The 21191-nt window shown below is 49.1% G+C and carries 19 protein-coding genes; all 19 read right to left on the bottom strand.

The genetic code is table 11. The features are described 5' to 3' along the window. Positions 1 to 5: 5 nt before the first annotated feature. Positions 6 to 1124 carry a polysaccharide biosynthesis C-terminal domain-containing protein gene (locus J7I43_RS13665; RefSeq protein WP_209146238.1) on the bottom strand — a complete coding sequence of 373 codons (1119 nt, stop codon included), beginning with the start codon at positions 1122 to 1124 and terminating at the stop codon, positions 6 to 8. A gap of 20 nt (positions 1125 to 1144) precedes the next feature. After that, on the bottom strand, positions 1145 to 2185 hold the full coding sequence (locus J7I43_RS13660; RefSeq protein ID WP_209146237.1) for a polysaccharide biosynthesis protein: 1041 nt from the start codon (positions 2183 to 2185) through the stop codon (positions 1145 to 1147). A 51-nt stretch (positions 2186 to 2236) separates the two neighbouring features. Then, the gene (locus tag J7I43_RS13655; protein WP_209146236.1) at positions 2237 to 3274 is read right to left on the bottom strand and encodes a hypothetical protein; all 1038 of its coding nucleotides are present in this window, start codon (positions 3272 to 3274) and stop codon (positions 2237 to 2239) included. 3 nt (positions 3275 to 3277) lie between these two features. Further along, the gene (locus J7I43_RS13650) at positions 3278 to 4360 is read right to left on the bottom strand and encodes a DegT/DnrJ/EryC1/StrS family aminotransferase (protein ID WP_209146235.1); all 1083 of its coding nucleotides are present in this window, start codon (positions 4358 to 4360) and stop codon (positions 3278 to 3280) included. Positions 4361 to 4365: 5 nt separating this feature from the next. After that, positions 4366 to 5046, bottom strand: a complete 681-nt coding sequence (locus J7I43_RS13645; protein ID WP_209146234.1) for a hypothetical protein — start codon at positions 5044 to 5046, stop codon at positions 4366 to 4368. A 39-nt stretch (positions 5047 to 5085) separates the two neighbouring features. Continuing rightward, a complete protein-coding gene (locus J7I43_RS13640) occupies positions 5086 to 5460 on the bottom strand; it encodes a sugar 3,4-ketoisomerase (RefSeq protein WP_209146233.1) in 375 nt (124 codons plus the stop codon). After that, complete coding sequence (locus J7I43_RS13635; protein ID WP_209146232.1) at positions 5461 to 6534, bottom strand: glycosyltransferase family 4 protein; 1074 nt, start codon at positions 6532 to 6534, stop codon at positions 5461 to 5463. It lies immediately after the preceding gene. A gap of 308 nt (positions 6535 to 6842) precedes the next feature. Further along, the gene (locus tag J7I43_RS13630) at positions 6843 to 7913 is read right to left on the bottom strand and encodes an EpsG family protein (RefSeq protein WP_209146231.1); all 1071 of its coding nucleotides are present in this window, start codon (positions 7911 to 7913) and stop codon (positions 6843 to 6845) included. Positions 7914 to 7922: 9 nt separating this feature from the next. Beyond that, positions 7923 to 9350 carry a lipopolysaccharide biosynthesis protein gene (locus J7I43_RS13625; protein WP_209146230.1) on the bottom strand — a complete coding sequence of 476 codons (1428 nt, stop codon included), beginning with the start codon at positions 9348 to 9350 and terminating at the stop codon, positions 7923 to 7925. A 6-nt stretch (positions 9351 to 9356) separates the two neighbouring features. Further along, positions 9357 to 10433 carry a TDP-N-acetylfucosamine:lipid II N-acetylfucosaminyltransferase gene (locus J7I43_RS13620; protein WP_209146229.1) on the bottom strand — a complete coding sequence of 359 codons (1077 nt, stop codon included), beginning with the start codon at positions 10431 to 10433 and terminating at the stop codon, positions 9357 to 9359. 11 nt (positions 10434 to 10444) lie between these two features. Continuing rightward, positions 10445 to 11593, bottom strand: coding sequence for a dTDP-4-amino-4,6-dideoxygalactose transaminase (rffA, locus tag J7I43_RS13615; RefSeq protein WP_236023366.1), 1149 nt, complete (start codon positions 11591 to 11593; stop codon positions 10445 to 10447). A 24-nt stretch (positions 11594 to 11617) separates the two neighbouring features. Continuing rightward, positions 11618 to 12265 carry an acetyltransferase gene (locus J7I43_RS13610; RefSeq protein WP_209146228.1) on the bottom strand — a complete coding sequence of 216 codons (648 nt, stop codon included), beginning with the start codon at positions 12263 to 12265 and terminating at the stop codon, positions 11618 to 11620. A gap of 1 nt (position 12266) precedes the next feature. Further along, complete coding sequence (locus tag J7I43_RS13605; RefSeq protein ID WP_209146227.1) at positions 12267 to 12914, bottom strand: HAD family hydrolase; 648 nt, start codon at positions 12912 to 12914, stop codon at positions 12267 to 12269. 12 nt (positions 12915 to 12926) lie between these two features. Further along, positions 12927 to 13907, bottom strand: coding sequence for an ATP-grasp domain-containing protein (locus J7I43_RS13600; RefSeq protein WP_209146226.1), 981 nt, complete (start codon positions 13905 to 13907; stop codon positions 12927 to 12929). Continuing rightward, on the bottom strand, positions 13886 to 14734 hold the full coding sequence (locus tag J7I43_RS13595; RefSeq protein ID WP_209146225.1) for an NAD-dependent epimerase/dehydratase family protein: 849 nt from the start codon (positions 14732 to 14734) through the stop codon (positions 13886 to 13888). The genes J7I43_RS13600 and J7I43_RS13595 overlap by 22 nt, the downstream gene beginning before the upstream one ends. A 5-nt stretch (positions 14735 to 14739) precedes the next feature. Then, a complete protein-coding gene (locus J7I43_RS13590; RefSeq protein WP_209146224.1) occupies positions 14740 to 16638 on the bottom strand; it encodes a DCC1-like thiol-disulfide oxidoreductase family protein in 1899 nt (632 codons plus the stop codon). Positions 16639 to 16669: 31 nt separating this feature from the next. Then, positions 16670 to 17836, bottom strand: coding sequence for a non-hydrolyzing UDP-N-acetylglucosamine 2-epimerase (wecB, locus tag J7I43_RS13585; RefSeq protein ID WP_209146223.1), 1167 nt, complete (start codon positions 17834 to 17836; stop codon positions 16670 to 16672). 44 nt (positions 17837 to 17880) lie between these two features. Next, on the bottom strand, positions 17881 to 18960 hold the full coding sequence (locus tag J7I43_RS13580) for a hypothetical protein (RefSeq protein WP_209146222.1): 1080 nt from the start codon (positions 18958 to 18960) through the stop codon (positions 17881 to 17883). A 31-nt stretch (positions 18961 to 18991) separates the two neighbouring features. After that, positions 18992 to 21088 (bottom strand): SLBB domain-containing protein, encoded by a 2097-nt coding sequence (locus J7I43_RS13575; RefSeq protein WP_209146221.1) that lies wholly within the window; start codon positions 21086 to 21088, stop codon positions 18992 to 18994. Positions 21089 to 21191: the final 103 nt, after the last annotated feature.

The raw sequence follows: 21191 nt of genomic DNA, 5'->3' as shown, positions 1-21191 counted from the left end.
CGTATTTAAACGACTTCCATGTAGGTATCAGGATCTTCGGGATCAAAACATTCGTTGATCCAGAAGATCGTAAACAGCTCTTCTTCCCCGGTATTGGTGATGTTGTGCGTATGCCATACCGGCATGTCTATGTACGAAGGCTGATCGCCGGATACGTTAAAATTCATGACATTCCCGGTGCCTACCTGCCTCAGCTGTATCAGCGCCTTTCCCCTGATCACTGCAAACCGTTCGATTTTGCGGGTATGGAAGTGATTGCCTCTTGTTATCCCCGGCAGGGTGGTGGAGAACGAAACCTGTCCGCCGGTATTCAGGCGTACCACTTCCACAAAAGAGCCCCTCATGTCGGTATGCAGCCTGAAGCTCACCGGATAGTGCCGCCCGATATCCATGTAACACCGGTAGGTGTTAAAAAGATTCAGTTCAAAATCATTCCGGAGGGCGGGTATGATCCCGCGTTCCTGGTATTCGTCGCGGTAGGTCTTCAGCAGCGCGAGTATCTCGGATACCCGTGCCTGGTGCGTATGCGGCACCAGCAGCTGGTCCGCGGCCTGCCCGTTCTGGATGCATTCCAGCATTTTGCCGGCCAGTTCGCCTACATAGATCAGTTTTAATTCCCCATCGGCCTCTATCACAGGCGTTTCATTGTGCGAAAGCTGATGGCAGAAGGTAGCGATCACCGAGTTGTAATAAGGATGGCCGAAAGGGCCGAAAACGTTGGGTATGATCATTCCGGTAAACTTGCCGCCCGCCCGGGCGGCCCAGTCCGCCAGCATCTTTCTGCCCGCCAGTTTCGACCGGCCGTAAGGATTATCCCTTTCTTCCTGCGTGGAAGAGGAATAGATCACATGCGCCTTGCTGCCGCAGCGGTCCAGGGAGGCAACGAGGTTTTCCGCCAGCGCGACATTGGTATCGTAAATGCACCGCGGATCGCTGTGCCTGTTTACGCCTGCAAGATGCACGATCACATTGCACTGCCGGACAAACTCATCCATTTTCCCGCCGTCCGCGAAATACGAGCGGTCGAAGCCGACCCGTTCGAACTCCGAAGGGTAAAGCCCCAGGACATTATAAAGATGTTTTCCGACAAAACCGGCCTGGCCGGTAATTCCTATTTTCAACATGGGTCTCGTTTATGGAAAGATCAATCAGGATACTGAACAACGTTTGTTTCTCCCAGGATATCTCTCCGGATCACCGGGAGTTTCATCAGGAGCGCTTTCATTCCTTCCACATCCAGGCGGGTGGTATTGTGTGAATTATACTCATCAAACGAGCTGACCTTTACTTCACCTTCGGAGAAAAACTGTTCGTAGTTGAGGTCCCTGTTATCTGCCGGAATACGATAATAGTTGCTGACGTCGCTGGCTTTCACCATATCTTCCCTGTTAACCAGGGTTTCATACAGCTTTTCGCCATGGCGGGTGCCGATGATCCTGATCTCGTTCTTCGCCCCGTAAAGCTCCAGCAGCGCCTTGGCCAGCGTTTCCACGGTAGCGGCGGGAGATTTTTGCACGAAGATGTCTCCCTGCCTGCCGTTCCCGAAGGCGAACAGCACCAGGTCAACCGCGTCTTCCAGCGTCATCATGAAACGGGTCATGTTCGGGTCGGTGATCGTAAGCGGTTTGCCGGCTTTGATCTGCTCGATGAACAGCGGGATCACGGAGCCTCGGGAGGCCATTACGTTGCCGTACCGGGTGCCGCAGAAGATGGACAGGGAATCGTCCAGGTTCCTGGACTTGGCCACCATCACTTTTTCCATCAGCGCTTTGGACATGCCCATTGCATTGATCGGATATGCCGCTTTATCCGTACTGAGCACTACCGTGCGTTTCACACCGTATTTTTCAGCGGCGGCAAGCACGTTGTCCGTACCGAGTATGTTGGTCTTAACGGCTTCCAGCGGGAAAAACTCGCAGGAGGGCACCTGTTTCAGCGCCGCCGCATGAAATATATAATCGACTCCTTTTACGGCGGCGTCTACACCGGCATAATCTCTTACGTCGCCGATATAGAACTTCACTTTCGGATTGTTGATGCGTTTGCGCAGGTCATCCTGTTTTTTCTCGTCACGGCTGAAGATCCGTATTTCCTTAAAATGATCCGTATTCACAAAGCGGTTGAGCACCGCATTTCCAAAAGATCCTGTTCCCCCCGTAATTAATAGTATCTTATTCTGAAACATATGTGCAATTGTTTTGAATGTTTTGATAGGTTTTTAAAGAATGCCGCCGGATCATGAAATATTGCCCCCGATCCCTTTCGGCCGGTCGTACCGGTTTTTCTTTAATGCATAGAATATTGTTCTCAGGAAACTGAATCTTTTTACATTCAACCGGAAGAACATGATAACGGATTTGATCTTTGTCCGCTGAAACACGATTTTTTTCTCTACCGCTTCCGTACCCGTCAGCATGTGCTGTATACCCGTCAGCTGGCGGATATAAGGCGTATACACCTGTGCGAGCCAGTTTTTGCCGATCTTCAGGAATGCCGGTTCAGAAATGATCTCCTTCCCGTTATCAGTGAATTTCAGGCCCTGGTAATGGTAGAAGATCAACGGTACGTTTTCCGTCATGTTTTCATTGGCGGACAACCTCAATTGGCCGTTGAGCTCCCTGAGGTGATAGTTGGTATAGTTCCAGGGCGCTACGCCGACGCCGATATGCTGCACCACGCAGACGTTGTCGAATTTTTCTTCGAAATAATCCAGGTATTTCTGGTCGCCGTACCGGGTTTCTTCCAGGTTGGCGTAACACCATTCGATGCAGCTTTCCCGCCACCATGCGAGCGCTTTCATACCATGCTCGTCGTTCCTGAAAAAAACGAACTGCACGCAATACTTGCCGTATACTTCCTGCGACTTCAGGTTTGGGCTGAAGTTGTGTTTTGTAATGGCGGAAGACCTCCCCCCGATCTCTTCGAAAATGGGGTCGGGAGAAGCGAAGAACAGCATATCCGCATCCAGGTAGGTGCAATGGTCCAGGTTGAAATTCCGGATGGCATACCAGATCGTAGAAGCGGTGCAGGTCCAGCAGTACTCGGCAATGGTGCGGGTCGGTTTTACGCGGAGAAGCTCCTCGTTCTCAAAATCCTTCAGCGATATGATAGTGGCATGTGCGAGTTTCATTTCCGTAAGCACGGAGAACGATTTGTCGTCGAAGGAAAAAATGTACAGGTGAAAATCCCTGCAGTGTTTTTCCAGCGACCGGTATAAAGCGATGCCCCTTGTGAGGTAATATGAATCGAATAATGTACAGAAATTGTATTTCATCTGTTAGAATGAATTTAACGCCTCGATCACCTGTAATACGTCATCTTGCGAATGATAATAGGAAATGGGCAGGCTCAGCGTGGTGGCATGGATCTCTTCAGAGATCGGGTATGAGCCTTCCAGTATGCCCTGCATGGCTTTTTGTTTATTGGGGGCAACCGGGTAGTGAATTTCCGTCTTGATGCCTTTGTTCAGAAGGTATGCGCGCAGATCGTCCCTTTTCGGATGCCGGATATTATAAATGTGATAGACATCGAAATAATCCTCGTCCACCACGGGTTTAATAAAATCTTCCTTGAGCGAGGCCGAATAAATACTGGCCAGTTCCCTTTTGTGGCTGTTAATTTTATCGAGATGCGCCAGCTTTACAGACAGCAGCCCGGCCTGCATTTCATCCAGCCTTGAATTGACGCCGACGTAATCGTTGATGTATTTAACCTTGGAGCCATAGTTGCGCAGGGCCCTCAGCCTTTCGTCGAACCCGGCACTGTCCGTCGTAATTGCGCCGGCATCGCCGAGAGCGCCCAGGTTTTTTGTGGGATAGAAGCTGTGTGCGCCGAAATGCCCGAAGCTGCCGGCAAGTTTCCCTTTAAATTTTGCCCCCTGCGACTGTGCACAATCTTCGATCACGTACAGGCCATGCTGTTGGGCGATGGCCGAGATACGGTCCATCCCGCAGCATTTGCCATAAAGATGCACAACCATGATGGCGCGCGTGCGGGGCGTTATCTTTTCCTCGATCTTTTCGGGATCGATGTTGTACGTGCGAATGTCGGGCTCTACCAGCACGGGAACGAAGCCGTTCTGCACAATGGATAATATAGTGGCGATATAGGTATTGGAAGGCACGATCACTTCAGAATCCGCCGGCAGATCCAGGCAACGCAGCGACAGGCTGAGCGCATCCAGACCGGAGGCCACGCCGATACAATGTTTGGATGCCGTATAATCCGCATATTCTTTTTCAAAAGCAGCAACGGCATTCCCGAGGATATACCATCCCGATGCAAGTATCTTTTCGAATTTATCCCTGTACTCGTCAAAAAAAGGCTGGTTCAGTTTGCCGAGGTTTTCGTATTCTATCATTACGTTCATTTTATTGCTTGTAAGAAGAAAAATTCTTTGCCGGGGTTAAACTCCCCGGAAATGCGGTAAAAGTCGCCCCAGATCTTGTTAAAAGCCGCTTTCGTCCTGGAATAGCCGCAGAACACTCTTTTTTTCCTTTTGAGTACGCTGAGCAGCATCACTTTGATCTCCGAAACGACCACGGAAAAATCGAGAAGCTGTGCGGGAATGAAACAGATATGTTTGATGCCCAGCCCCGCGCATTTTTCGAAGAGCGACCGGAGGGCCTCATCGTCAAATTCGGTGTCGATCCTTGGGAACAGCATGATGCAGTCTTTATCCACAGGAATTTTATCCTTGAACGCGTCGAGCATCACGGCATCATCGAACACGCCGAAACTTTTCAACCGCAATACCGACGGATTGTAGTCGGACACTACCACCCGCAGGTCCGAGAATTTTTTGATCTGATATTCCTGGGCAGCCACGCCGGAGCCCAACGAGAAGAGATGATCGCAGCCTGTTTTTTTGATTTCCCTGATGATAATGGCTGTCATGTCCGATGGGGCGGCGGTATCCACCTTTTTCAGGTACTCCTCTTTTGTGTAGGGCAGAAAATAGGACGACTCGGTAGCATCATTCCTGAGACGCTCCCAGTTCAGTTTTTCCGATTCGTTATTAAAAACAGCGTAGTGTTTTATTTTCATAAGGATATTGTTAAGCTGGAATAAGCCGGTAGAAAATGATCATTGTTCGTATGGTTCAAATATATAATCTCCCGCGTCATAAAACTCCGAAGCAAATACCATCAGTATACAATCCTTGGAGAACCGGTCCATCCAATGGTAGTCTTCAGGATTGATTATGAGGCATTTGGAGGGAGAATCCAGTGTAAACTCCTGATAAGGTTGCCCGGTTCCCGACTGGTTCATGATCCTGCAGGAGCCCTGTATGGAAATGGCGGCCTGGAGGGTCTTTTTATGCCGGTGCTTGCCCCGCACGGAATCATCCACGCCGTAAATATAGAATACCCGTTTTATATCGAATGGGATGACTTTTTCCACTACAGTGAGGTTGCCCCTTGAATCAGTGAAAGTTTTCAGATCGATTATATTTGCCATTTACCTGAGCTTTTTTGATTGTACAAAGTTTATTGCGTCAACGAACCCTTTTACCATGTGCCGGGGCGTTCTGAAATTATCATAGAAATCCTTCGCCTTTTCGCCCATCCTGATGTATTTCCCGGGAGCGATGCTAATGTCGCCCAATACTTTTACCAGTTCCGCAGCGTCCGTATATAAAATGCCGTTTTCGTTATTTTGAATATTGAATCTTTCTCCTCCTGTGATGGCGTTGACGCTGGTCACAAAGGGCACGCCGTAAGCCATGCTCATCAGCACGGACAGGCCGGCCTGGTTGGGCGATATACAGGCAAGGGCCCGGGAGAAATATCCTTCAAGTTTTTTGTTGTCGTAAATCGCTCCGTGCATACGGATCTTGTCCGCAAGCTCTTTTTCTTTTATCCATCGTGCCACGTTTTCAAAATCGTCGCCTCCACCTATAATATTCAGTGCGGGCAGGCCGCTATTGATGCGATGAGCTTCCCGGTAAGCATCCAGCAGCTCGAAGATGCCTTTTTCGCGGTACAGGGTGCCTACGAACAGGAGGCTATCCCTCGTTGCATTTGAAGGAGCGGAACGGGGCACCTCTACTGTATTGTGGGCTACGAACAGCGTTTCCCTGGGGAAGCCTTTTTTGTTATATTTTTCAACGGGGTAATCGCTGTAGAAAACCAGCGCATCCGCGCCGCGCATGAAAAAATATCTCAGGAAATCCCATCTTTTATTCTCGTCGAACCTGTTTTTATAAGAAGCGGATACGCCAATGCCCCAGTAGATGAGCCTGAACTTCCGGTTTATCATCTTTCCCAGCATCATTAGCGGCACCCAGTGTATATCACCCAGGCTGATCACGACCTCATATTCGTTGCAAATAGCACGAAGGTTTTCCTGGGCAAAATGAAAAGGCCCTTTTTTGTTTTCATGCAGGATCAGTTCACTGAATTTTCTTTCATTTTTGACCTTCTCCCCGAAGTGAGCCACTGTCAGCTCTACACCCGGTTCTTCGCTGAGCAGGTTATAGATTGGCAGGTTATAGTTGGTGATATAATTCTGGATCAATAAAACTTTGGCCATAAAATATCGCGCTTAAGCTTGCTTTAGATGCGGTTCGATTTTAATGAGGTTTCCCATTTCCGGAATGTGTGCTTCCCGGGAGCGGAGGAGATGATTGGGACGCGACTGCCAGTTAATATTAGTGAATACATTATGATTTATTTTATTCATTTTCACCAAGTTTAACCTGAAAGTCTACATTGAGGGTTAAACCCGGGCATTCTCCGGAACAAGAATTGATCCGCAAAAATAATTTATTTCAGATAAGTTATAAAAGATTGACAATAAATAAATTATGAAAGAATGTCATACAGGCTGTCACGCACGCCCTAATAGCCTTGTATCAACCTGATTGTTAACATGATAGCGCAATATGAGATAAGGGTCACGTTTCCGATGAAACGGTGCTCTTTTGATTCCATCGTTTCTATAAACTTGACGATAAGGAAAAATTTAAAAAATATGAAGTAATAGTTGATCCGGTATGTGAATGTAATCAGATCAAATAAATATATATATATAAATATATACAAAAGAGACAGATTGAAGCAGATATTCATAAAAGCGGAATATAATTCCTTTTTGATCAGCGTGCGCCTGATCCAAAGCAGCAGAAAGAAGATACCGACGTTTTCAAAGATGCCCTGGGTAAACCTGGCAGGAGCTTCCAGGTTTTTGTTCTGGAAAATATAATATGCCAGCTTATTACCGATGGAAGGGAGCAGGTACTGGGTAATGGATTCAAACGCGCCTAAAGCCGAAAAAGGAATGATCTGCACGAAGATCAGCATTCCAACGAAGAACAGGATCAGCAAAAACCTCGTGGAATAGGTGCGTTTTACCAGGAAATACAGCAGTAACAGGAACATTGCTGTCCTGTGAAACAACGAAGCCGCCACGATGCATAATAAATACCGCCAGAATTCACGCTTTACCAGGTACCGGATGCTGAAATAGAAAATGGCAATGGCAATGGCCTGCCGCAGGATGGTTACCTGGATGGAGATGAATACGAACATGAAATAAGTCAGCAGGAGCTTATAGATATTCAGGGACTTATTTTTTATGAAAATATATACTACGAAGAGTACAAATGCATTACAGATGTAGTACAATACCGCTACCTGGTCGGTAAATATTTTGAGAAAGGAATTTAGCAGCACATACCCTATCTCAAAATTCTCTTCGCTTTGAAATGATTTGAAATTGCCGCTGGCCAGCACAGTGACCAGGGAATCGATGTGGTCGAAAAAAGCCTTGTATGTATCGAAATCCGCTCTGAACGAAAGGAAGAAGGAGATGATGAGCAGCAGCAGAAATACCAGTTTTACCGTACTGCCGTTGTCTCTCCGGTAGAAGCTCAATGCGGCAAGTAATATGAATAAAACGGTGATCAGCATATTTTTAGTTTAACCGGCTACCTTGTCCCCCGCAATGATTTTTTTGATTTCGGGCAGTACTGTATTGGAATATAAGGCAAATATTAAAATAAACAACAGGATGCCCGCGGCTGTATTCAACGGGCTCCACGGGTAAAACGTGCTGAACAGCGCGTAACAGACCACCAGGAACAGCATGGCGTAGAACTTCAGCAGCTTATAATCCGCCCTGAAATACCGCAGGGAAAAATGGGTACGCAGGATAAAAAACAGGATGGATGAAGCACCCAGCGCAATGGCTGCGCCAACGCCATGATAGGCCGGCACCAGCAGGTAATTGCAGATGAGGTTGACGATCAGCGTAATGACGGATATCAGCAGGATCAGTTTCACCTTCTTGAAAAAATTGAGGCCGATGGTGGTGGTTTCTGCGATAGTGTACATGACGGGCATAAAAATGAGGAACGGGATCATGGATACTGCCGACCTGTACTCTGCGCCCAGCACAATGGATACCAGGTCCTTGCACATGATCAGCCCGACGCCGAACAGCAGCATGGCTACGGATACGTTCTGATTCACCTTGCCAAAAAATACCTGATTCACCTCCTTGTCCTGGTACTGGTGGAAACGTTCGTAGGACAGCGGGATCCAGTAGGTGGTGAATGAGGTCTGGATGATCTGCAGTACCAGCACCACCTTGAATGCGGCATAATACACGCCGAGCTCTTCGGGGGTAGCCCATTCCTTCAGCGCCAGCTTGTCGATGGACTGAAGCGCCCAGGTGACCAGGTTGGTAAAGGCCAGGGGATAGCTGAAGTTAAAAATATCTTTATAGGAATAGGTGGATTGCCCCGGCGCCGCTTCCACTTTTGCCCATGTTTCTTTTGTCACATAAATGGCATAGATCGTGGCCAGCAGCAGGGATGCGGCTTTGGCATATACCAGCAGCGCGTAGTCCCGCGTCATGAAAAGCAGGAATATCAGGATAAATGCCAGCTCAAGAAAACGCAGGGCGATCTGGATGATGGAATAGATGAGGCCTTCCTGTTTCATTCTTACGATGGAGGCGGCGTAGTTGTTCAGCACATTGACGATGGTGGCGACGCCTAACAGCAGGATCATTTCAGGGGAATAAACGTCGAACAGGTACATGGACACTTCCTGCCTGAAAACGAACAGCGCGCCCATCAGGCAAAGATAAACGGCGGTGGTGAGCACCAGGCATTTGCTGAGCAGCTTTTCGGTTCTTTCCTCATAAAAAAAACGGATAAAAGCCTGGTCTATGCCGAAAAGCGTGAACAGCATCAGGATATTCAACGCCAATGTAAAAATGGATGCCTTGCCGAAATCTTCGGGGGAAAAAAAATAGGTGGAAAGCGGAATAGTGATGATTCCGATTATGGCGCCAATCCATGTGCCTATGGAAAAAGAAAGGAATTTTTTGACGATGTTCATGCTTAGTTATTTATCAAACAGGGCGTCCCATAATCCAATAATAAATTTCTCGTCCAGGATCACATCCGCTTTTATTTTATTCCTTTCAACGCCCGCCTGGTTTTTCGTTTTAAACCTTTCATAATCCAGGTCCCTGATGCTTTGAGTGTCTTCCATCATCATCCCGAACTCGTCGGTGAACAATCCCCAAAGGCTGCTTTCGCTGCTGATGAACACCTTCTTTTGAAGATAGGTGGCCAGCAACAGGTTGCCCAGCGCCTGCTGCCGCTTGTGATTGAATACGATCAGGTCCATGCTGTTCATGAACAGAACGAAATCTTTGAATTCCATATAGTTCCTGACAGGTACGAATTTATCTTCAAATACCGACCGGCCGTAGGCAATGACCTTTTCCGCATAGTCGTTCTCACCATAGGAAAGCAATGCATAGATCTTAATATTCTGATCGCGGTACTGTTTTAAAAGATCGATTATTTCAAAGTGATTATTTTCATAAGCCGCTGAATTCCCGATCTGGATGGAAATAACGCCGGTGTCGACCTTCGGCTGGCCGGAACGGATGATCTGGTCTATCTCCGCGATCTTAAGCGGAGTGGAATACATGGCATATTTGTAAACTCCCTTTACACCGTACCACTTCTGCGCCAGCTCATAATCGCCTTTGATGGTGATTAGCTCCCCGAAACGTTTGATGCATATCCTTCTGAGCCATTCTTCCACTTTGAGCCGCAGCGTTTCGCGCGGCACCTGGTAATGGTAGAGGTCTCCTCCCCAAACGGCCCAGCTGCATTTTTTCAGCAGCCATGGCTGGGTAACCAGCGCCCATAATATATAAGGGCTGAACAGGCCATGAATGAATATCTTTTTGGAAACGTTCATGTCCTTCAGCATGCGGAATCCGTTCAATAGATGCCTGGTGTGATAAAGGGAGCGCACGTTGCCTGATACCGGCACGCGCACCGTTTCTTCAGACCAGCCGCCGATCACGTAAAAAAAATGCTCCTCCGCTTTAAAATGTGTGTTGACAAACGAAATAAAAGGAGCGGTATAAGCCGTATTGACGATCACATGCACATACTTCATTTCACAGCAGCTTAAGAGGGATCATTGAAAAAATCAACTATTTCTTTTGTGATGAATCTCACATTGTCGTGCGTCAGCTCAAAATACATCGGCAGGCGCAGCAGGCAGTCCGTATAATGGTCGCTGTTGGGCAGCGAAGCCGTTTTGCCGCTTCTGGCGCTGTAGAAGTCGCTTTTGTGCAGGCTAAGATAATGGAAAACGCTGTGGATGTTACTGGCTTTGAGATGCTCGATCAGCTTTGAGCGGGTATCCAGGTCGCGGCATACGATATAGAACATATGCGCGTTGTTTGTTGCATAATCCGGGATATCTGTTAGCGTAATGAGGCCTTTTTCCGCCAGGCCGGCCAGCCCGGATGCGTACAGGCCCCAGATCTCTTTGCGTTTGCGCTGGATATCGTCCAGGTTTTCCAGCTGCGCATAGAGGAATGCGGCGACAATCTCGGAAGGCAGGAAGGATGAGCCCGTATCAACCCAACCGTATTTGTTGATCTCACCCCGAAAGAACTGCGCGCGGTTGGTGCCTTTCTCCCATATGATCTCCGCGCGATCGGCGAACCGGTCGTCGTTGATGGCCAGCATGCCGCCTTCGCCGGAAACGATATTTTTGGTCTCATGGAAAGAAAATGCTGCCATGTGCCCGATAGCGCCCAGCGCCCGGCCTTTATAAAACGAATCGATCGCCTGTGCCGCATCCTCGATCACCAGCAGGTTATATTTTTCCGCCAGTTGCATGATCTTGTCCATATCGCAGGCAATGCCGGCATAATGAACCGGCACGATCACACGGGTACGTTCGGTAATGAGCGCCTCGATTTTGTCCGCATCGATGTTCGGGTTGTTAGCGCAACTGTCCGCAAAAACTATTTTAGCACCCTCGCGTACAAACGCCAGGGCGGTAGATACGAACGTATAGGAGGGAACGATGACCTCATCCCCCGGCTGAATGTTGGCCAGTATGGCGGCCATTTCCAGGGCGTCGGTGCAGGAGGTGGTCAGCAGGGTTTTTTTGAACCCATAACGTTCTTCAAAAAAACGCTGGCAACCTTTTGTATAGATGCCATTACCGGATATCTTGCCTGAATAAACGGCCTGGTATATATAGTGCGCCTCTTTCCCGGTCAGGTACGGTTTATTGAATGGAATTAATGGATTCATCATTATAGCTTATTACTTTTTTTATTGTTATCGAACAAAACGGGCCGGATTCCCTACGTACAGGCCGGGCTGGTCAAGATCGCGTATCACAACTGTGCCTCCGCCGGTCTGTACCCTGTCCTGGACCCGGATATTATCGATAATGGTGGTATTGATGCCGATATTGCAACATTCGCCTACTGTCGTGAATCCTGCTATTGCCACGCGGGGAGAAAGGAAGGTGTGCCGTCCGATTTGCGAGTCATGCGCAATGCAGGAACCCACGTTGATCAGTACATTTTCACCGATCACCACCTGCTGGTCGAGCACACAGCCTGGTAAAACGAACGCGCCTTCGCCGATCCGGCAGGATGGGTCCACGCTGGACTGCGAATGAATGATCCTCCCGAAAGGGATCTGGCCGGCAAAGGCATCAAAACATTCCCGGCGTTTCTCGAAATGTTTATAGCCGATCCCGATCATCAGGTGGTCAAACATACCTTCCTGGTATTTTTCGAGTACGTCCGGCAGGCCCCCTAATACGGTATATGCGCCGGCGGTTTCACCGGGTTTCTTAAAATCGTCGAAAAAACCTGCTATCGTGTAATGGTTATCGTGCCCGGCATGATAGGCTATTTGCTGCCCGAGATCCCCGGAGCCGATGATGGCCAGCCGTTTCATATTCCCTGCACTCATGTTACAGATAGTTTTTTATTCGTTCAAGGGAGGGTATGGACAGGGGAGACGCCGTAAATATTTCCAGTCTGTCGATCAGTAATACATTCCAGCCCATCCGTATTCCCGGCAATATATCAAGTTTCAGGGAATCGCCGATGTACAGGATCTGGTCAGCCGGTAGGCCGATGGCCTCCTGGGCGAGCTCGTAAAATGCAGCGTCCGGTTTTCTTAACTGCCTTTCTTCCGATACGATGATGTCTGTGAAAAGGTGGCCGAACAGATTGTTCATGACCCCTCCCAGCCCGTTATTGAAATTGGACAGTACGCCCATCGGCAGGCCGGTCCGGGAGAGGATCGCCGTATCGTCGAATTTCTCCCAGGGCAGATAGGTGCAGCTGTCGAAGATGTCTTTCAGTAAAGCATCCCCGGGGAGTATGCCCAGGGAGAAAAGCAATTCGGAATTGAATTGATGATAAAATTCCGCGGAGGTTTTGTCCGGGAACTCGATCAGTTCCGAGATCAGTTTATGATGTATGCGCAACGCCCTGCCGTCCACTTGAAGGCCATGCCGGCGGAATACCGCCTCCATCCTGTCCCAAATGAGCGGTTTGTGTATCAAGGTGTTGGCAGCGTCGAAAAGTATGTATCTGATCGGTTCTTTTTTCATCGGTGCCTGGTGTTAAAAGATGTGAAACCCTGCGGAATTGTCCTTACATTGATCGAAATCGGTCACATCCGGGTAAATGACATCCATCAGTATCCTCACGGCTACGCCGGGTTTGATGGCCGGTTTGTCCGGACTGGTATTGTACAGGTATTCTTGCAAGGTATATTTAACGTCTTCGAACCCGAAATTAGACCTGATGGAATTAGTGCCGGATATCCTGCAATTCACTTCAAAGGGCACGATCTCACCTTCTTCCGTCACGATGGACTGAAGGTTCGCAGCGCCCCTGATATCGGCATGCGCGATCATTTTTTGCAGGATGGGAACGAGCGCGTCATCGTAATCGAATACCACCCGGCATTGCGATGTGGCGCCGTTTTCCAGGGAGCGCATGAGGGTAATGGCACCATGCAGCTTGCCTTCCCTGGTCACATAAAAAGCGGTAGTAATCTCCTTTCCTCTTGCAAACCGCTGCACCATGTATTCTTCGTCACTGTAGGGCGTGAGGTCAGAAGGATTGATGTGCAGTCCCCTGGACCCTCGGCCTTTCCTGGGCTTTACAATGATCCCGTCGAATTCCGACTGGTATGCGGAGGGAAGCAGGGATGCCGCAAAGGGAATATTATGCCGGCTATGATGCTGGTAGCTAAGAAATTTGTCCAGGTACAGCTCTGCCGCTACCGGCCCGGAAGCAGCCACTTTCGCGCCGATCGAGGCGCTGTTCGCCGAGAGGTAATATACTTCGTAATCGGTGGAAGGGATAACGAGGTCTATGCCTTCCTGCTCCACGATGGCGCGGATGGCGGGAAGAAATGCCGGATCATAGGCATACGGCACTTCGTGGAACCTGTCGCACAGGTGGTTGCCCGCGGAAAAACTGCTGATATTCGTCCCGGTTATCTCGACGTCGTAATTGCATTTCAGGATATTACGGATGATTCCCTGGCCCACATTGCCCCCGATACCCGTAACTAAAACTCTTTTTTTATCCATTTTATAATTTCTTTCACGCCTTCCTGCATGGATACGCCCGGATGATATTTCAGGGTCCTGGCAGTGAACGTATTGTTGTATACAAAAGACGGCGAATGATCTTCACCTGTTAACTTCACCACGCTGCCCGTTTCCTCCGCAATGAGCCTGGCAAGGTCGAGGTTGGAGATGCTTTCAGGCGCGCAGGCCAGGAATTCGCCATTCTCCCGGCTGTTGGCGGCAGCCCAAAGATATCCGGCGGCGTCCTGTACATGCAGGTAATTTTGCAGCCGTTTGCCTTCCCCGTAAACAGTGATCTCCTTCCGCTCCAGCGCCTGTTTAACATATTGCGGCAGGATGGTATCCATGTTCATGCCGGTGCCGAAAACGGAAGAGAACCGCAGAAGGGCGAAATTATCTGTCCCTGTCACGATCTTTTCGCTCCATAGCTTGGATACGCCGTATTCATTGAGGGCGCTCTTGCTGCTTTGTTCGGTGACCGTATCTTCCTGTACGTTATAAACCGATACGGATGAGCAGAGAATGATCCTGCTGCCGGCAAACTTTTCGCAGATATCTCCCACCAGTTCCACATTCGTCCGGAAAGCTTTTCTCCGCGCCTGCACATCCCATTTACCGCGCTGTATAAATGCGCTCACGATATAGACTTCCCGAAAGCCGGTTTCCAACACGCCGAGCTGCTCCACCGGTACCTGCCGCATTCCGGCAGGCAGGCGGTCGGTGTTTTGATGATATACGCCTGTCACCTCCCTGAAAGGCTGGATGGCCCGTGCCAGGTAACTTCCTATGAAACTGTTAGCTCCTATTATAAGGGATCTTTCGTTCATACCGGTCACAGTGATTCAATGGGCGATAAACTTACTACTTTAAACTGGCGGTTCTCCCAGGTTATTTCGCCGGCAGACTGCCATGGATGCCGGATCTGTTCCTCGAGGAAATGTTTTCTCCAGATAACGGGAGTTTCCACCTTTTTTACAAGTATTTCGAATGTCGCGTTGTTGAGATCCACATTATTTCTGTGCGCCCAGAAGGCGGTAAAGTCCCTGATGCCTGTTTCCAGTTCCCGGGTATTCACATTGGGCGCATTTACGCGGAATGTCCACTTTACCCAGTTGGGGCCATAGATATAGAAGCCGGGCATGCCTTTCTCATCGATGATCGGCAGGAATACCGGTGCTCCGCCGTCCTGCGGTTTATAGGTGATGGCGATGATGTGGTTATACTTGTTGAAGTGAAAATCCATAAACACCGCATGAGTGGTAATGCCAAAAAGGGTCCTGGTGATGATGGAAAGACCGGTGGACGCTTTCCCGATCGTCCTTCCGGGCTTCGTGCTCTCAAAACCGGAGCTTTCCCGGAGATTTTTGATGAACGCGGAGTTATAGGTCGTATTCAGCTGGAGCAAGGTCAGGAACAGCACACCGGCCAGGATGCCAGCCACTTTCAGATCTTTCAGGGAGATGTTCTCCATGATCTTCACCTGGTTCTCCGCACCGGGCAGTATCTGCGGCTTGAAGCCGCAATTGGCTTCAGTACACCTGTGCCTGGTCCTGTTCTCCGCGGTGAACCGGTAAACTTTTCCGGCAAGATGATAGATCCCGGGTATGCGCAGCAGCCAGCTGAGCGGTTTCAGGTAGAAAATGCTCCGGAAAGCCCGGATATAACTATCTACGCCTTTGTAGACCTTTCCTTTTTTATCGACGCTGTGTATGTCAAGCAGAAGTGTTTCTTCGGGAATATCTTTTAATGCGGGCTCCGCGGATGCGTATGACTGTACGGATGCAAATTTTATTTTACCGGCAACGTCCAGGTGTTCGATGACAATTTTGGTTCGCAGGCAAAGCGGACACTCCAGGTCGTAATAGAACGTCAGTACAGGGCTGGAGGCTTTGGTCCTGGTGAATAACTTTTTCCAGACCTTCACCGGCACCATTAGCAGGTAGATCGCTGAGTAACCAAGTGCGAACCAGGGAATAGGGAACTGAACGAGGATGCCGATATGCAAGCCGAGACCAATGATCAGCAGGGGAACCCTGAACTTCCTGAACCAGAAAAGAAAAACGAATACTGTTTCGAAGGCAAGCGTGAGGTAACCCAGGAATTTGATCAGGAATTCGTTGTCCAGCAGAAAGGAGGCGTTGGAATGGGTTATCATGGGCAGCGAGGAAGGCACCCACATACCCAGGCCGCTCATCCAATTATAGGACGTGATCTTAAAAAATACGGAATCGATATATACATAACCGACGGTGATAAATACGGGCAGCGTATAAGCCAGTGCAGGAACGGTCATTGGAGGATCGTACTGAGTATGGATGCCGGAGTATCTTAGCTTTTTAAACAGTCTGTCCAGAGACCAGCATTGAGAAACCGGCAGAAAGATGAACAGGCAGTTCAGCCCCATGTACACGTAGAACATATGGTACTCATATGAGGTGATGGTGCCGATGAATATCAGGGAAAATAAATAGTTGACGATGCTCGCCAGCCTTGTGAAACATCCGAATACCAGGAAAATGATGCAGGCTATCCATAATAATATAGGGATGGTGGGATCTATAGGGCCTTCCTCGATGAAGGGGATCTTATCAAATACCAGGTGCCTGAAGTAAAAGAACTGGATCACTTCTGCGAGCAGCACAAGGCAATAAAGAATTCTGAATACGGCCAATCCCCTGCCGTCTATTTTTTTATTATAGAACTCGTCAACTTTTTTAAACAGATAATTCATAGTAACAAAGGTTTTTCGGATAATTGGCCACCTACTGATGCTGCACGGCATACGCTGTTTTGCCGGCGATTTTCTCGATCAGTTGTACGATCCTCGTAGCGGTATGGCCATCCCAGAATTTCGGGGCTTTGCCTTTTTTGCCCTGTCCTTTCAGGATAAGCATGATCTCATCCTCTATATCTTCTATCCTTATCAGTTTATTGCTGCCTTCCCAGATGGTCACAGGCCTTTCGGTATTCGGCCGTACAGTGAGGCAGGGGATGTTCAGGTATGTGGTTTCTTCCTGGATACCGCCGGAATCGGTGAGCACAAAGCGGGCATTCCTTACCAGGGAAATGAATTCGAAATAACCGAGCGATTCAACGAGATAGAGTTGTGCTATTTTATCTACTTCTTCCTGCAGCCCGAACAGCTGGATATTTTTATAGGTCCTCGGGTGGATGGGGAACAGCAAAGGCATATGGGCGGCGATCTTGCCCCAGATCTTTACGAGCGTGAGCAGTTGTTGCCTGTCGTCTACATTGGAAGGACGGTGAAAGGTCATTACGCCGAAGTTATCCTTGGTGAAATCGGTTCCCCAGGCGATGGACCGGTCTTTATTGATGAGGTTCAGCGTCAGTGCAGAACTGTTGATATTGGGAAGATTTTTTGCCAGCGTATCTATCATCAGGTTGCCTACCATATGTATCGTCGAGGCGTCTACCCCTTCTTTCAGCAGGTTTTCGTCTGCATCGATGCTGGTGGTATAAAAATAATCGCTGATGGAATCGGTTACCAGGCGGTTGATCTCTTCCGGCATGGAGCGGTCCCGGCTGCGGAGACCGGCTTCATAGTGCGCGGTTTTGATGCCCATTTTGGATGCTACCAGGGTGCAGGCCACCGTGCTGTTCACATCTCCCACAACCAGCACCATATCCGGCTTTACCTTGAGACAAACCTGCTCAAACCCTTCCATGATGCGGGCGGTTTGAACGGCATGCGATGCCGAGCCTACCTCCAGGTTGATATCCGGCTGGGGAATATTCAGCTGCCTGAAAAAGAGGTCAGACATTTTTTCATCATAGTGTTGCCCGGTATGAACGAGGATGGCGTGAATAGCCGGGTGGTTTTGCAGGGCATGCATTAAAGGCGCAATTTTTATGAAATTGGGTCTGGCACCTGCGACAAGAATCAGCTTGAATTTGGCGTTGTCGAACATCTTTTATTTATTAAATACTGCATGGCCTGGGCTTCCGCAGCATATTATCGCATGCTTTCGTTATAAAGTTTTTTGACGAAAAGGAACAGTATGATGAGGAACCCCGCGATCATGCCGCCGAGTATGAGACTTTTCAGCCTGCTTACCTTTACTTTTTCCAGCGGGAGTATCGGGGTGTCGATGATCTGGATGATAGGTGTTTCCTGCAGCATGGCCATTTTGCTGATCTCCAGGTTTTTGATCACTTCCCCATACATGGTCTGCAGCACCAGCTTATCTCTCGTGCCCACTTCCAGGTTTACACCGGCAACGCTGCGCGCTGGGTTGAGGTTCAGGTCTTGCGTGGCGGCAACGGAATATGTTTTCTGGTTCAGCAGGCGCTCCACCGAGTCGGCTTTTTCCTGCAGCCTGTCCACATTGGATTTATGACGTTTTGTTTTGGTCTGTACATAGAACTCGGTGGCTTCCTTCACCAGTCTTTCGATAAAGGCCTTGGAGAACTTTTCATTGGGAGACGTGCATTTCACTTCGATGAAGCTGAGCTTTTTATCCAGTTTGCCAACCTCAAGGTTTTTTTCGACGATATTGGAGTAAATGACATTCAGGATACTGTCCTGCATAAGCGAAAAATCCGCGCGGTTGGCATTTAAAGGGAAAGAAACGTCTTTGAGGTTTTTTTTCTGCTCCCACTTCTTCCGCGCGCCTGTCATTTCGATGTAGAAGTCGGCCAGGCTTATTTTTTTGCCGTTGGAAACAGCGGTTGAAAGCAGTGTTCTTTCTATCATCAGCCGCGATTTCAGAAATTCGAGGATATTGTCTTCCGTGAAAAGGCCGTTGGATGAAGAAGCTCCCCCCAGGTCTACACCAAACTGGCTGGCTATACCCGAATAGGACCCGAGTGGGTTGGACGAATTATCTTCCAGGATGAAGGTGAGCTCGGCGAGGTATTGTGTTTTTTGAAAACTTGCGTATAAAAAGCCGAGCGCTCCGCCCAACAAGCCGAGCACGGTGATTATTTTCCATTTGCCTGAAAAATAACGTACCCAGCTTCGGATCTTCAGGATCAGTTCTTTTATCGATAGTTCTTCGTCCTTGTTGTGCGGAGGGAGTGTTGTCTGCTCCATGAATGTATTAATTACAAAGTACTTTTGAATACTATTTTATCTTTTCCAATACGGTCACGATGATCAACGCCAATGAAGCGATGCCGGTGGTGATGCCGAGGGCTTCCTGGCTGGACAAGCTTTTTTTCTCGCCTTTTTTCGGCACATATACCTCTGCGCCGGGTTTCACTTTGGGATAGCTGTTAAAGAACAGTATTTTCCGGGCACCTTTTACATCCCCGTTTGCATATACCACGTAGCTTCTTCTTTTCAGCGCGTTGTCCGTAAAGCCGCCGGCCCCGCGGATGTAGTCCCTGAAGGAGACGCTCTTGTCGTATCTTACTTTTTTAGGGAAATATACTTCCCCGAAAAGCTGGACCGTCTGCAGTCTTTTGGGGATTTTGATCTCGTCGCCTTCTTCCAGGTACAGGTCGTACTTGGAGCCGGGATTTTTGATGATCTCATTCAGGCTGATGCCCAGCAGCTGGTTTTTTTGCGTAACGGAACTTTGTAATTTGTTGATGTCCGAGCTGTCTTCCAGCTTGTTGTAATATACCTGGAGCTTATTTTCGAGCAGCGTGCTGTCGGAAGCATTAGTGAAGGTTTTGCGCAGCAGCAATGCTCCTTCCGCATAAGCTTCGGATTTCAGGCCGCCGGCCCTTCTCATCAGGTCGGAAATACGCTCGCGTTTGGAATTGATGGCGTAGGTGCCGGGATATACCACTTCGCCATCGATGGAAACGGAGGATTGTTCCGCATAGGTGGGAGACCTTCTTACCATTACCTCATCGAAGGGCTGCAGGGCAAATCCGTTCACCGGTTTCAGATCGTCGGTGATTTCGAACTGTGCTACGATAGCTATGGCGGAATCCGAAGGACTGTATTCTTTTCCGCGGATACGCCTGGCTACCTCCACTCTTTTGAGGGATGCGGCATCGCTCAGTCCGCCCGCCATCAATATCAGGTCTTCGACGCGAAGAGAATCCGCGTATTTGAAATATCCCGGGTTGTTCACCTCGCCGCTGATCTTTATCTGGTAATCTTCATGCAATGCAAGTTTAGAATAGATCACCACGCTGTCTTCCCTGCGCAACGATACGGATTGTTTGCCAGACAGCACGTCCTGCAGGCTGAAGCTGAGCGAGGAGGGCGTGAGATCTTCATTTTGCCTGAAAACGATGGCGCGCCCCTGGGAAGCATCCTCCTTTACACCCGCGGCTTTTTTGATCAGGTCCGCTACGGTCATGTTGTTTTCAAGCGCATATTCACCCGGGTAGAACACTGCGCCGGAGATCAGCACACGGTTGGTGAAACGATCCAGGATGCCCTCCACAAAATACCGGTCGCCGGAACGGGGAGGGAAAGACGCAATTTCTGCAGCGGAAATGTTGAGCACTTCCCGCTCTTTATTGTTGATCCGGTATGCCCGGATGGCTTCTTTATAGGAAAGATCCGTATATCCGCCAGCGATATCGATGACGTCCTGCAGGCTCTCACCCGGCTTCACTTCGAAAATGGCGGGCCGCTTTACTTCTCCGCTCAGCTCTACCCGCGTTTTATATGGATTGATCTTTACGATGTCCTGGTCCTGCAATACGATATTGTTGCTCAGGTCGCCGTTCCTGAGAAAGTCATAAAGATCGAAATCCGCAACCGGCTGCCCGTTCCGGATCACCTGGATGGAGCGGAAAGAACCGTTTTCATCCGGCCCCCCCGAAACATACAATGCATTGGCCACGGTAGCAAGTGAAGGAAGTGTATAGGAACCGGGGCGGACCACTTCCCCGATAAGCAATACGCGGATGCTGCGGATGCTGCCGAGAGATACCTGTACAAAAGTGTTCCCGGACTTGATGCCGCCGTAAATGGTGGCAAGCTGCGTCGTGATGCGTTTCTTCGCTTCATCAACGGTAAGCCCGTTTACATACACAGGCCCGAGGTAAGGAATGCGCACATGGCCTTCCGGCGTTACTTTTACCTTGTGCTGCACTTCCGAATAACCATATACGTCTATCACCAGCTCGTCACCCGCTGCCAGGCGGTAATTGGGAGGAGTGGCCATGCGGAGGTTCGGCTCGAAGGTCAGGTTCTTGTTGCTGAAAAGCTCTGTACCGAAGATCTTCGATCTTCTTTTTTCCGCTTCCGTCATAGGCTGTATATCCTTTGCCGATGTGACCGTACCCTCATCGACAGTTCGTTCTGACGATTGATCCGTTGAACTGGCAGCGGGCGCGCCGTTCAGCTCTGCTTCC

This window comes from Chitinophaga chungangae (assembly GCF_017742215.1).
Taxonomy (GTDB): Bacteria; Bacteroidota; Bacteroidia; order Chitinophagales; family Chitinophagaceae; genus Chitinophaga; species Chitinophaga chungangae.
Note: the sequence above shows the minus strand (reverse complement) of the source record. Positions and strands in the feature narration are given on the sequence as shown.

Bases quoted from the DNA above. Each gene is read 5' to 3' on its own strand.
- J7I43_RS13590 (WP_209146224.1), bottom strand. From the start codon at position 16,638: ATGAATTATCTGTTTAAAAAAGTTGACGAGTTCTATAATAAAAAAATA.
- J7I43_RS13665 (WP_209146238.1), bottom strand. From the start codon at position 1,124: ATGTTGAAAATAGGAATTACCGGCCAGGCCGGTTTTGTCGGAAAACAT.
- J7I43_RS13645 (WP_209146234.1), bottom strand. From the start codon at position 5,046: ATGAAAATAAAACACTACGCTGTTTTTAATAACGAATCGGAAAAACTG.
- J7I43_RS13610 (WP_209146228.1), bottom strand. From the start codon at position 12,265: ATGAGTGCAGGGAATATGAAACGGCTGGCCATCATCGGCTCCGGGGAT.
- J7I43_RS13620 (WP_209146229.1), bottom strand. From the start codon at position 10,433: ATGAAGTATGTGCATGTGATCGTCAATACGGCTTATACCGCTCCTTTT.
- J7I43_RS13635 (WP_209146232.1), bottom strand. From the start codon at position 6,534: ATGGCCAAAGTTTTATTGATCCAGAATTATATCACCAACTATAACCTG.
- J7I43_RS13655 (WP_209146236.1), bottom strand. From the start codon at position 3,274: ATGAAATACAATTTCTGTACATTATTCGATTCATATTACCTCACAAGG.
- J7I43_RS13595 (WP_209146225.1), bottom strand. From the start codon at position 14,734: ATGAACGAAAGATCCCTTATAATAGGAGCTAACAGTTTCATAGGAAGT.
- J7I43_RS13605 (WP_209146227.1), bottom strand. From the start codon at position 12,914: ATGAAAAAAGAACCGATCAGATACATACTTTTCGACGCTGCCAACACC.
- wecB (WP_209146223.1), bottom strand. From the start codon at position 17,836: ATGTTCGACAACGCCAAATTCAAGCTGATTCTTGTCGCAGGTGCCAGA.
- J7I43_RS13660 (WP_209146237.1), bottom strand. From the start codon at position 2,185: ATGTTTCAGAATAAGATACTATTAATTACGGGGGGAACAGGATCTTTT.
- J7I43_RS13600 (WP_209146226.1), bottom strand. From the start codon at position 13,907: ATGGATAAAAAAAGAGTTTTAGTTACGGGTATCGGGGGCAATGTGGGC.
- J7I43_RS13575 (WP_209146221.1), bottom strand. From the start codon at position 21,088: ATGACGGAAGCGGAAAAAAGAAGATCGAAGATCTTCGGTACAGAGCTT.
- J7I43_RS13580 (WP_209146222.1), bottom strand. From the start codon at position 18,960: ATGGAGCAGACAACACTCCCTCCGCACAACAAGGACGAAGAACTATCG.
- rffA (WP_236023366.1), bottom strand. From the start codon at position 11,593: ATGATGAATCCATTAATTCCATTCAATAAACCGTACCTGACCGGGAAA.
- J7I43_RS13630 (WP_209146231.1), bottom strand. From the start codon at position 7,913: ATGCTGATCACCGTTTTATTCATATTACTTGCCGCATTGAGCTTCTAC.
- J7I43_RS13625 (WP_209146230.1), bottom strand. From the start codon at position 9,350: ATGAACATCGTCAAAAAATTCCTTTCTTTTTCCATAGGCACATGGATT.
- J7I43_RS13640 (WP_209146233.1), bottom strand. From the start codon at position 5,460: ATGGCAAATATAATCGATCTGAAAACTTTCACTGATTCAAGGGGCAAC.
- J7I43_RS13650 (WP_209146235.1), bottom strand. From the start codon at position 4,360: ATGATAGAATACGAAAACCTCGGCAAACTGAACCAGCCTTTTTTTGAC.